This window comes from Bradyrhizobium lablabi, from assembly GCF_001440475.1.
Classification (GTDB): Bacteria; Pseudomonadota; Alphaproteobacteria; order Rhizobiales; family Xanthobacteraceae; genus Bradyrhizobium; species Bradyrhizobium lablabi.
Window position 1 is genome coordinate 83,194 of the sequence record NZ_LLYB01000071.1, and the last position, 9,533, is coordinate 92,726.

At 62.2% G+C, this 9,533-nt stretch carries 10 protein-coding genes; 2 read left to right on the forward strand and 8 right to left on the reverse strand.

Going from position 1 to position 9,533, the window contains the following annotated elements; genetic code table 11:
• Positions 1 to 160 precede the first annotated feature (160 nt).
• Entirely contained in the window at positions 161 to 1,660 is a 1,500-nt protein-coding gene (locus CQ14_RS17895; protein WP_057859168.1) for a CoA-acylating methylmalonate-semialdehyde dehydrogenase, read from the reverse strand.
• 104 nt (positions 1,661 to 1,764) lie between these two features.
• Between CQ14_RS17895 and CQ14_RS17900 the strand changes: the two genes are divergently transcribed.
• Positions 1,765 to 2,652: a LysR family transcriptional regulator gene (locus CQ14_RS17900; RefSeq protein WP_057859169.1), complete on the forward strand. Its 888-nt coding sequence runs from the start codon at positions 1,765 to 1,767 to the stop codon at positions 2,650 to 2,652.
• Positions 2,653 to 2,701: 49 nt separating this feature from the next.
• Here CQ14_RS17900 and CQ14_RS17905 read toward each other — a convergent pair whose 3' ends face one another.
• The 3 genes from CQ14_RS17905 to CQ14_RS17915 form a co-directional block, all read right to left on the reverse strand.
• Positions 2,702 to 3,586: an intradiol ring-cleavage dioxygenase gene (locus tag CQ14_RS17905; RefSeq protein ID WP_057859170.1), complete on the reverse strand. Its 885-nt coding sequence runs from the start codon at positions 3,584 to 3,586 to the stop codon at positions 2,702 to 2,704.
• 62 nt (positions 3,587 to 3,648) lie between these two features.
• Positions 3,649 to 4,728 carry a maleylacetate reductase gene (locus CQ14_RS17910; protein WP_057859171.1) on the reverse strand — a complete coding sequence of 360 codons (1,080 nt, stop codon included), beginning with the start codon at positions 4,726 to 4,728 and terminating at the stop codon, positions 3,649 to 3,651.
• Positions 4,725 to 5,048, reverse strand: a complete 324-nt coding sequence (locus tag CQ14_RS17915; RefSeq protein ID WP_057859172.1) for a Dabb family protein — start codon at positions 5,046 to 5,048, stop codon at positions 4,725 to 4,727. Before CQ14_RS17915 ends, CQ14_RS17910 begins: the two co-directional genes overlap by 4 nt.
• A gap of 98 nt (positions 5,049 to 5,146) precedes the next feature.
• Here CQ14_RS17915 and CQ14_RS17920 point away from each other — a divergent pair, with 98 nt between their 5' ends.
• On the forward strand, positions 5,147 to 6,097 hold the full coding sequence (locus CQ14_RS17920; protein ID WP_057859173.1) for a LysR family transcriptional regulator: 951 nt from the start codon (positions 5,147 to 5,149) through the stop codon (positions 6,095 to 6,097).
• A gap of 63 nt (positions 6,098 to 6,160) precedes the next feature.
• Here CQ14_RS17920 and CQ14_RS17925 read toward each other — a convergent pair whose 3' ends face one another.
• The 4 genes from CQ14_RS17925 to CQ14_RS17940 form a co-directional block, all read right to left on the reverse strand.
• Positions 6,161 to 7,120 carry a Bug family tripartite tricarboxylate transporter substrate binding protein gene (locus CQ14_RS17925; RefSeq protein ID WP_057859174.1) on the reverse strand — a complete coding sequence of 320 codons (960 nt, stop codon included), beginning with the start codon at positions 7,118 to 7,120 and terminating at the stop codon, positions 6,161 to 6,163.
• A gap of 97 nt (positions 7,121 to 7,217) precedes the next feature.
• Positions 7,218 to 7,997 carry an alpha/beta fold hydrolase gene (locus tag CQ14_RS17930; protein WP_057859175.1) on the reverse strand — a complete coding sequence of 260 codons (780 nt, stop codon included), beginning with the start codon at positions 7,995 to 7,997 and terminating at the stop codon, positions 7,218 to 7,220.
• Positions 7,998 to 8,069: 72 nt separating this feature from the next.
• Complete coding sequence (locus tag CQ14_RS17935) at positions 8,070 to 8,684, reverse strand: NADPH-dependent FMN reductase (protein ID WP_057859398.1); 615 nt, start codon at positions 8,682 to 8,684, stop codon at positions 8,070 to 8,072.
• Positions 8,685 to 8,725: 41 nt separating this feature from the next.
• Positions 8,726 to 9,520: an LLM class flavin-dependent oxidoreductase gene (locus CQ14_RS17940; RefSeq protein WP_057859176.1), complete on the reverse strand. Its 795-nt coding sequence runs from the start codon at positions 9,518 to 9,520 to the stop codon at positions 8,726 to 8,728.
• Positions 9,521 to 9,533 lie beyond the last annotated feature (13 nt).

The window sequence follows — 9,533 nt, forward strand, 5'->3', positions numbered from 1 at the left end:
GGCTCATCCTTATAGCCATCTGTATCAGCTGCCAGCCACCGGGCTCCGCATCTTTACAGTTTGCGGCCCGTGGGGGCGGCGAGGTAAAGCGATCAACCGGCGCAGGGATCGATAAAGTGCGAAGGGCCGTGGACGCCCACGGCCCTCCGTTGGAGACAGATCAGCTCATCGTCGGCATCACGAACTCGGCGCCGGCGCGAATGCCGGTCGGCCACCGGGTCGTGATCGTCTTCAGCTTCGTATAGAAGCGCACGCCTTCGGGGCCATGCATGTGGTGATCGCCGAAGAGAGACGCCTTCCATCCGCCGAAAGAGTGGAACGCCATCGGAACCGGGATCGGAACGTTGATGCCGACCATTCCGACCTGAATTTGATGAGCGAACTCTCGAGCTGCGTCACCATCTCTGGTGAAAATGGCGGTGCCATTGCCGAACTCGTGCTCGTTGATCATGTCGGCCGCTTCGTCGTAGGACTTGGCGCGGGCCACCGCCAGCACGGGACCGAAGATCTCTTCGCGATAGATCTTCATGTCGGTCGTGACACCGTCAAACAAGCTTCCACCGATGAAGTAGCCCTTCTCGTAACCCTGACGCCGGAAGTCGCGTCCGTCGACGACGAGCTTCGCGCCTTCGTCTACGCCGGAATCGATGTAGCCACGGACCTTGTCGAGATGCTGCTTCGTCACCAGCGGGCCCATCTCCGCGTCTGGATCGGTGCCGGGACCGATGTTCAGGGCGCGGACCTTTGGCGCCAGCTTTTCGATCAGCCGTTCGGCCGTGGTGTCGCCGATCGGCACGGCGACCGAAATCGCCATGCAACGTTCGCCGGCAGACCCATAGGCCGCACCCATGAGCGCATCGACCGCCTGGTCCATGTCGGCGTCCGGCATGACGATCATATGGTTCTTGGCGCCGCCAAGCGCCTGGCAACGCTTGCCGTGGCGAGTGGCGGTCTCATAGATGTAGCGCGCGATCGGGGTCGAGCCGACGAAGCTGACGGCGACGATGTCCGGATCGGTCAGGATGGCATCGACCGCTTCCTTGTCGCCGTGCACGACGTTGAACACGCCGTCCGGCAGCCCGGCCTCTTGCAGCCACTGCGCGAGCACCAGCGAGGCTGACGGATCGCGCTCCGACGGCTTGAGGATGAAAGTATTGCCGCAGGCAAGCGCAACCGGAAACATCCACATCGGAACCATCGCCGGAAAGTTGAATGGCGTGATTCCGGCGACGACGCCGAGCGGCTGACGCAACGAGTGGCTGTCGACGCGGGTGCCGACGTTCTCGGTGATCTCTCCCTTGAGAAGTTGCGGCGCGCCGGTCGCGAACTCCACGACCTCCATGCCGCGCTGGATTTCGCCCTTGGCATCGGAGAGCACCTTGCCATGCTCGGCGGTGATCACTTCGGCAAGTTCATCGATCCGATCCTCGATGATTCTCAGGAAACGGTTGAGGATGCGCGCGCGGCGTAGCGGTGGGGTATTCGCCCAGGCCGGGAAGGCCTTTCGGGCCGCGGCCACCGCCGACTGGACGTCCTGCGTCGAAGCCAGTCCGAGCGTTCCCGACTGCTCGCCGGTGGCGGGGTTGTACACGGGTGACGTGCGGGTGCTCCGGCTCGGCACCAACTCGCCATTGATGAAGTTCAGAATGGTCGTGGGCATGGGCTCATCTCCTCCAAACGACGCTTGATCGAGCCCGATATGCAGCGCATAAAAATGCGCATCAACGGCCGAATACGCGGCTCCGTTGTGCAGAAAGTATAGTCGTGGATTGGGAACGGGTCCGGATATTCCTTGAGGTCGCGCGCGCAGGACAGATTCTGAAGGCCTCGAAGAGCCTGCGCCTGAACCATGCCACGGTTGCCCGCCAGCTCACGGCGTTGGAGCGCAGCCTGAATGCCAAATTGCTCGAACGGCACACGTCGGGCTGCACGCTGACCCCGGCGGGGGAGGCGTTGGTCGCGGCCGCCGAGCGTGCAGAGAGCGAATTTCTTAAAGTCGGCTCCAGCATCGGAGGGACTGCCGAGGCAATTACAGGGACGGTGCGCGTCGGGGCGCCTGATGGGCTTGGCAACTATTTCCTGGCCGATTGCCTGGGCGTGCTGGCGGCGAAACATCCGGGGCTCGTCATCCAGCTCGTGCCGCTTCCGCGCACCTTCTCATTGTCGAGGCGGGAGGCCGATATCGCAATCACGCTGGATCGGCCCAAGCAGGGGAAGCTGATCCTTTCCAAACTGACCGACTATACGCTCAGCGTCTACGCGTCGGAAACGTACCTGACGCGCGAAGGGCCCATCAGGAATCAGGCCGACCTTGCCGGCCGTCTGTTCGTTACGCACGTCGAGGATTTCGTCTACAGCCGAGCCCTGGATTACGCCTCGGTGCTCGGCCGCCTGATGTCGCGTCGCTACGAGTGCGGAAGCGTCGTTGCGCAGATGGAGGCCGTCCGGGGCGGCCACGGCGTTGGCATCCTTCATGACTACGCCGCTCGGCGTTATCCCGAACTGAAGCGCCTGCTTCCCGACATACGCTTCGTTCGAAATTACTGGCTCACTTCACATCCCGACACCCACGAAACGCGGCGCGTTCAGGAGGTCCATCACTTCATCGTCGCCTCGGTGAAGGCGGCCAAGCCATCTTTCGAAGCGCGTTGAGCATCGTTGATCGCTCCGGTGATGCTGCTGGGGAAACGCGAAAGCGAGATCAGGCTGCCCGGGCGTCGCTCGCAGCCAGTTTGAGCCCGAAATCGTAATTCAGGTGGAAATAGTCGGTGTCCATCGCACGGCCGTCCGGCGCAGTGCCGGGTGTTCGGTGAGCGAACTCGCGGATCAGGCTGTCCTTGACGCCGAAAACGACGTCCGAGTCGAGATACTTGTCGCCGGCGACGAATACGTGCGTCACCAGTTGCTCGAAGCCCGGCGCGGAAATCATGAAATGCACGTGAGCCGGCCGCCAGGGATGGCGCCCCTGCACCTCCAGCATCTCGCCGACCGGGCCGTCATGCGGGATCGGATAGGGCGCGGGCTTGATCGACCAAAAGTGGAATCGACCGTTTGCGTCGGTGTGGAAGCGGGCTCTCATGGCGAGATCGCCGATCTTGTCGAGCTGCTGCACGTCGTAATAGCCGTCGTCATCGGAGTGCCACACATCGACAGTGGCGCCAGCGAGCGGGCGGCCATCGACGCTCGAGACCGAGCCGGTCACGAGCATCGGTTCACCCTCCATGCTGCCGGAGATATCGTCTCCATTCTGCTTCGCCGGCGCGGCCTGGACGAAGAAGGGACCGAGCACCGTGGTTTCAGTGGCGCCTTCGGGCACCGGATGGTTGATCGCGTCGACCAGCATGGATACGCCGAGCGTATCCGACAGCAGGATGAATTCCTGGCGCTTGTCATCGCACATGTGCCCGGTGCGCGTGAGAAAATCGATGCCGAATTCCCATTCCTTCTGGGTAGGTCGCACCTCGCGCACGAAGGCATGGAGATGCCGCACCAGTGCTTCGCTGACCTGCCGGATGCGCGGATCGCTGGCGCCGCTGATCCGCTCAAGCACTGCATGGGTGATCGTATTCTCGTTGAAGTTACGCATGAAGGCTCCTTGGATCAAAAAGCCCGGCTTGCCGAGGCAGGACAGGACGCATCGAATGTTGTTCAGGCGGCCGCTTTCGTCGCGAGCGGCGCTTCACCCGACCAGGCGCGTGCGATCAGATCGCGAATGGCGTTGCGTTCGAGGGGACGCGGATTCCAGTAGGCGTTGGTCACGGCAAGATCCGCCGCCTTGTCGATCCCGCTCTCGGGCATGCCGACATCGCGCAGCGCCAGCTTTGCATTGAGCTGCCTGGCGAGATCGTAGAGGCCTTGCGCCGCATCGGCTGCGCCAATCGCGCGCGCAATTCGCGTCATCGCCTCAGGCACTGCAGGCGCGTTGTAGGCCAGCGCATGCGGCAGGACGATGGTGTGCGTCTCCGCATGCGGCAGGCCGAAAGTGCCGCCGAGCGTGTGGCACAGCTTGTGGTGCAGCGCCATGCCGACGGTGCCGAGGCAGACGCCGCAAAGCCAGGCGCCATAGAGCGCCTCGGTGCGGGCGCCGCGATCGTCGGAATTCGCGGCAATGACGCGCAGGGCGTTCGCAAGCGCGCGAATGCCTTCCTCCGCCATCAGCGAGATCACCGGATTATTGTCGCGCGCATAGAGCGCTTCCACGGCATGCGCGATCGCGTTGATGCCGGAGGTGGCGGCAAGTCCCGCCGGCAGCGACAGCGTCAGGTCGACGTCGTAGATCACGGTCTCCGGCAACACGGCATTGTCGCGCACCGTGGTTTTCAGGCCGTCCCTGGTCTCGCCGAGAATGGGCGTCATCTCGGAGCCGGCATAGGTGGTGGGGATGCAGAGCTGGTTGACGCCGGTCCGCAAGGCAAGCGCCTTGCCGAGGCCCGTCGTCGATCCGCCGCCGAGCGACACCACGCAATCGGCCTCGCACGCCTTCATCGCCGCAAGCGCCTGCTCGGTCACCTCGACCGGCGTATGCATGGTGGCGCCAGCGAAGATACCGGCATAGAGCGGCCCCAACGCGGCTCCGAGCTTCGCGCCTTGCGCCTCCTGCTGCGGCGTGGTCAGCACGAGTGCGCGCTTGCCGCCGAGACGCTCGATCTCGGCTTTGGCCGCGTTGAGCGTCCCGCTGCCGAACACGACCCGGCAGGGCAGATTCTCGAAGGTGAATGAACCGATCATGCGCCGGCCTCTTCGATGTTGTAGTCGACCTGAAAGCGCCCGATCCGCAGATCGCCGAGTTCCTCGCGCACCCGCAGATGCTCCGGATGGGTGGCATAGGCCTTTAGCGAGGCGCTGTCGGTGAATTCGGAGATCAGGACGACGTCGCAGGCATAGTCGACGTCGCTGACGTCGAGGCCGACTTCGATCCGGGTCAGGCCGTCGATCCGGCCTTTCAGGCCCTCGAACAGGGTCTTGACTTTCAGCCGCGCCGCGACGCGCTCGTCGGCGGTCTCCCCGCGCAGCCGCCACATCACGATGTGCCTGATCGGGCTCGACATTTTCCTGGTTTCCCGTCCTCGTCGCAGCCCTATTCTGCCTTGCAGAAATCGGAATTAAACGTCAAAATTCGTAAGTCTCTTTTCCGATAAGTGAAAAAATGGACCGACTCCTGCAGCTTGAGGTTTTCTCCAAGACGGCCGAATTTGGCAGCCTCTCCAAGGCCGCCGAGAGCTTGCGGATGTCGAATGCAGCGGCGAGCCGGCATCTCAGCGCACTGGAAGAGCGGCTCGCGGTCCGGCTGATCGAGCGCAACACCCGTCGGCTGTGGCTGACGGAAGCGGGGCAGGAGTTGTTGCAACGCTGCGGCACGCTGTTGAGCGAGTTCGCCGAAGCCGAGGACGCCGTGAGCGATCGCGCACTATCGCCAACGGGCATGCTCCGCGTGACGAGTTCGCTCTCTTTCGCGATGATCTATCTGGCGCCGATGCTGCCGGCTTTCCGCGCGCTCTATCCAAAGCTCAACGTGCAGATTGTCACGGCCAACCGATATCCGGACTTCATCGAGGCGGGCATCGACGTCGCGATCCGCACGCGCGAGCACGAACCGGACTCCAACATCATCGTGCGCCGCATAGGCCAGATGCGGCGCGTGCTCGCCGCCGCGCCATCCTATCTCGCAAGTCACGGGCGTCCGAGGCAGCCGGCGGACCTCGCGCATCACAACATGCTGATCTACAACCTCGCCAATGACCCCTATTCACTGCGGCTTCGCAAAGGCAGCGCGGCGCAGACCGTTCGCATCACGCCGACCCTCGACAGCAATGACGGCCAGGTGATCCGTACTGCCGCAGTTGCAGGTCTCGGCATCCTCATCCAGCCGCTCTACATCGTGCAGGGCGACATCCAGGCCGGCAAGCTCAAGCCGATATTGATGGATTGGGAGCTGCCGCTGCTTACGATGAACATCGCCTACCAGAACAGGATCAGGTTGCCGGCGAAGATCAGGGTGTTTTCCGATTTCCTGGTGAGCCAGATCCGTGCCAGTTCGGAGGCAGGCATTTGGATGGACGCTGCCAAGGGAGAGACGCTCGGCAACGTTCGAGTCTGAGGACGAATGAGCACCAAGCCACGTCAAGGCATGTGATGCGGCGCGGGCCAGGGTCCTTCCCGGTCAGTTGGCGCTAATGCCCCGTTCACGGATGATTGCGCCGAACCGCTCGGAGTCTTTCCGGGACTTTTCCTTGAACGCTTCCGGAGACATCGGCGCGGCGATATTTCCAAGCGTCGCGATGCGCTCGTTGATCGCGGCATTTGCAAGCGATCGATTGATTTCCTTGTTCAAGCGCGCGACGATCTCGGGAGAGGTTCCAGCCGGCGCGTAGATGCCGAATAGGGCGTCCGCGTCAAAGCCGCTCAGGCCGAGTTCGTCGAGCGTGGGTACATCAGGAAGTTGGGGCGATCGTTGCGGGCTTCCGATCGCAAGGGCGCGCAGCGTGCCGGCTTTCACGTGCTCGATGGCAATGCCCGGGTCGAACAGGAAGTCGAGTTGCCCCCCAAGGAGGTCATTGAGTGCCGGCGCCGCGCCACGATAGGGCACATGCACCGCATTGGTTCCGGTCATGTTTTTCAGCATTTCTGCCGCAAGATGGGGAGAGCTGCCGACACCGGGCGATCCAAAATTCCGTTTTCCCGGGTTGGCTTTCAGGTCGGCAATGAACTCCTTGAAATCACGCGCCGGATTGGTGGCCCGGATGACGAGATAGAACGGGACGCGCGCAACGGAAGCGACGGGGATGATATCCTTCGTCGGGTCGAAGGACATCTTGGCATAGAGATGGGGATTGATCGCCACCATCCCGCCTGAAGACATCAGCAACGTGTAGCCATCCGGCGCGGACCTCGCCACGAATTCCCCGCCCAGATTTCCGCCAGCGCCTCCCTTGTTTTCTATCACGACTGGCTGACCGAAAACTTCACTGAGAGGCTGACCTATCAGGCGCGCAAGCTGATCTGCCGCTCCTCCTGCGGGAAAGTTGACAATGAGGCGAATGGATTGGGTGGGCCAGGTCTGTGCAAGCGACGTGGATATCAGGCCCGCGGTGAAGGCGATCGCGACCACAATGGCTCTCATGTTTGTCTCCCCGGGTTATATTTTTTGAAGGAATGTCAGTGGATCCCGATCCGATCCACGCTCGTTATCTGAAGGAGAGCGGATCGAATGCCCGCTTTCACGCCGCAAGGAAGTCGCCGATCGCCGTGACGCAGACGGGATCTTCCTGCATGGCGAAGTGCCCGACGCCGGACACAATAAGCGTGCGCGCTTTCGGAATCGCTCCCGCCCAGAGCTCTGCCTGACCGGCAAGTGCTACCCTGTCTCTGTCGCCCCACACGATGAGGGTCTCGTTGGGTATCCGGCTTAGCCACCGGCCGAGATTTGGGTGCCCCATGCCGTGTGCCTTCTGAATGTTCTTCAACGCGTTGCCCTCCTTTTCCCTTGCAGCAATGAATTGCTCGGGCGGAGGGGCGAGCGAGCCTCCGGGAAAATATTGGGCTGCAATCTCGGTACGATGAGCTAGGTAGTGAGGCATATCTTGTGGAGCGACTTGGCGGAGGTCGGTGCTGGGATGATCGGGGTGGTTGAGCCCAGCAGGTGCGTTCAGTACCAGACGGGCAAAACGTTCGCCGGCGACCGCCGCGATTTCAGCCGCCATCCACCCGCCCATGGAATGACCCACGAGGTGCGGCCGATCCAAACCCAACGATGCGATGAGCCGCAGATTATGGACGATCAAATCCTGCATTCCGCAGATATGTGGCGCGGGTCCGCTTTCACCGAAGCCGGGGTGGAACGGCAGATAGACGCGAAACCTGTCGGCTAATCCCCGCGCCCATTCCTGTCCCTCGATTGTTGCCGCTCCGTGCAGCGCCAGGACGGTTGGGCCTTTTCCGATGACTTTTATGACCGTGTCGACGGCATCGATGTCGAGCCTTATCGTTTTGAAAGTCACGTCAAACTCCCTTTCTGACCATGGCTACTCTCGGAGGACGCCGAACACCTGAGGCTTCAGGACTTGCCGGGACTATGGCGCGACCGTTGCATCGATCGGGATGGAGTGTGCTCGCGGCCTGCCGCGGGATTGCATGCGCACGAAATCGATCACCTGATGCCCGACCGTCTCGAGCTGACGCTTGGTTGCCACGTCGGTGCAATTGCCCTCGACGTCGAACAAGGCCATGGAAGTGTTCAACACCGCACCAAATGGCGTTGGCCAACCCCTGAGCGAGTGAGCAATCGTCCGGAGAGCGGCCAGTGTCTGCCCGACTGCCTGCCACCCGCCGGCGCAAGCGATGCAGCCGACTGGAATTCCGTCCAGGTAAGGGCGCGCGTCCGTCCTGAGTTCTTCCGTGTAGTCGAAGGCGTTCTTGATCAGTCCGGATATCGACCCGTGGTAAGCGGGTGACGAGATGATGATCCCTTGGCATTCACGAAACGCGGCCAGCAGACGCGAAGCTTGCCCGGACGGCGGCTGCCCGGGGATATACATCGGCAATAGCAGCTCTGCGCCGGAGAGAAGAATTGTCCTTGCGCCCTTATCCTCGGCGGCCTTGAGACTGATCGCGAGCGCGCGTTCGGAGGACGACCCGCGCCGCGGCGTTCCTCCAATCCCGAGAATGAGAGGCATGTCCTGAATCATCCATTGCTCCAGCTGATGCTCACGCGATCCGGTTGGGCTCATTAGTCGATCTGCGCGCGTCGCAATTGGGGGAGGACCTCCTCGCCAAAGAGAGTGAGTGCTTCGCGGCGACGCGCCGAAATGCTCCTGCCCAGCATCGCGAGAAAATGACCCGCGCCGCATTTGCGGCATTGATCGATGACTTGCTCGGCGACCTGCGCCGGCGTGCCGGCGATGTAGTCGTCGTCATGCAGTGAAAATCCGGCCCCCGCCCTCGGTGCATCAAGCAATGAGGACGCGCGATCCACGACGCGCGGATCGCCAGCGACAACTTTCAGTGTCGCCGCCTTCGCAGCCTGCGATTCCTCGCGTGCCTCGGCTGCATCCCGTGAAATGGAGATGTTGCGCCGGATTGCGAGCTGATCGGGCCCTGCCGCAAATCCCAGTTGGGCAGCCTCCTCACGGTACACGTCGAAGATTTCCGATATGCGGGCGACGGACTCGAAACCGGTGCAGATCTTGGATCGCCGCTGAGCAGATTTCTGCGCGGACCCGGTACTCACGACCGTGGTCCATTTCGGCGGAGAAGGCTGCCGGAAGACGTTCGGCATCAGGGTCAGATTTTCGAGTTTCCAATGCTTTCCGCCGTGGTTGATGACGGGGTTCACGAGAGCGGCATCGAGGATTTCCAAAGCCTCGTTGAATCGCTCGCGGGATTCCTGCATTCCGAGGCCGATCCGCGCGAGTTCTTGCGGCACCCCGGCGGCAAAGCCGATCTCAAGCCGTCCATTCGTCAGGTGATCAAGCATCATCAGTTCTTCGACGATGCGCCAAGGCTCGTAGAACGGCACGACCATTCCCATCGTGCCC

What these genes read in the sequence shown, in the direction of transcription:
- CQ14_RS17940 (WP_057859176.1), bottom strand. Translation starts at nt 9,520, where the DNA reads ATGGTCGTGCCGTTCTACGAGCCTTGGCGCATCGTCGAAGAACTGATG.
- CQ14_RS17920 (WP_057859173.1), top strand. Translation starts at nt 5,147, where the DNA reads ATGGACCGACTCCTGCAGCTTGAGGTTTTCTCCAAGACGGCCGAATTT.
- CQ14_RS17925 (WP_057859174.1), bottom strand. Translation starts at nt 7,120, where the DNA reads ATGAGAGCCATTGTGGTCGCGATCGCCTTCACCGCGGGCCTGATATCC.
- CQ14_RS17905 (WP_057859170.1), bottom strand. Translation starts at nt 3,586, where the DNA reads ATGCGTAACTTCAACGAGAATACGATCACCCATGCAGTGCTTGAGCGG.
- CQ14_RS17915 (WP_057859172.1), bottom strand. Translation starts at nt 5,048, where the DNA reads ATGTCGAGCCCGATCAGGCACATCGTGATGTGGCGGCTGCGCGGGGAG.
- CQ14_RS17910 (WP_057859171.1), bottom strand. Translation starts at nt 4,728, where the DNA reads ATGATCGGTTCATTCACCTTCGAGAATCTGCCCTGCCGGGTCGTGTTC.
- CQ14_RS17895 (WP_057859168.1), bottom strand. Translation starts at nt 1,660, where the DNA reads ATGCCCACGACCATTCTGAACTTCATCAATGGCGAGTTGGTGCCGAGC.
- CQ14_RS17935 (WP_057859398.1), bottom strand. Translation starts at nt 8,684, where the DNA reads ATGATTCAGGACATGCCTCTCATTCTCGGGATTGGAGGAACGCCGCGG.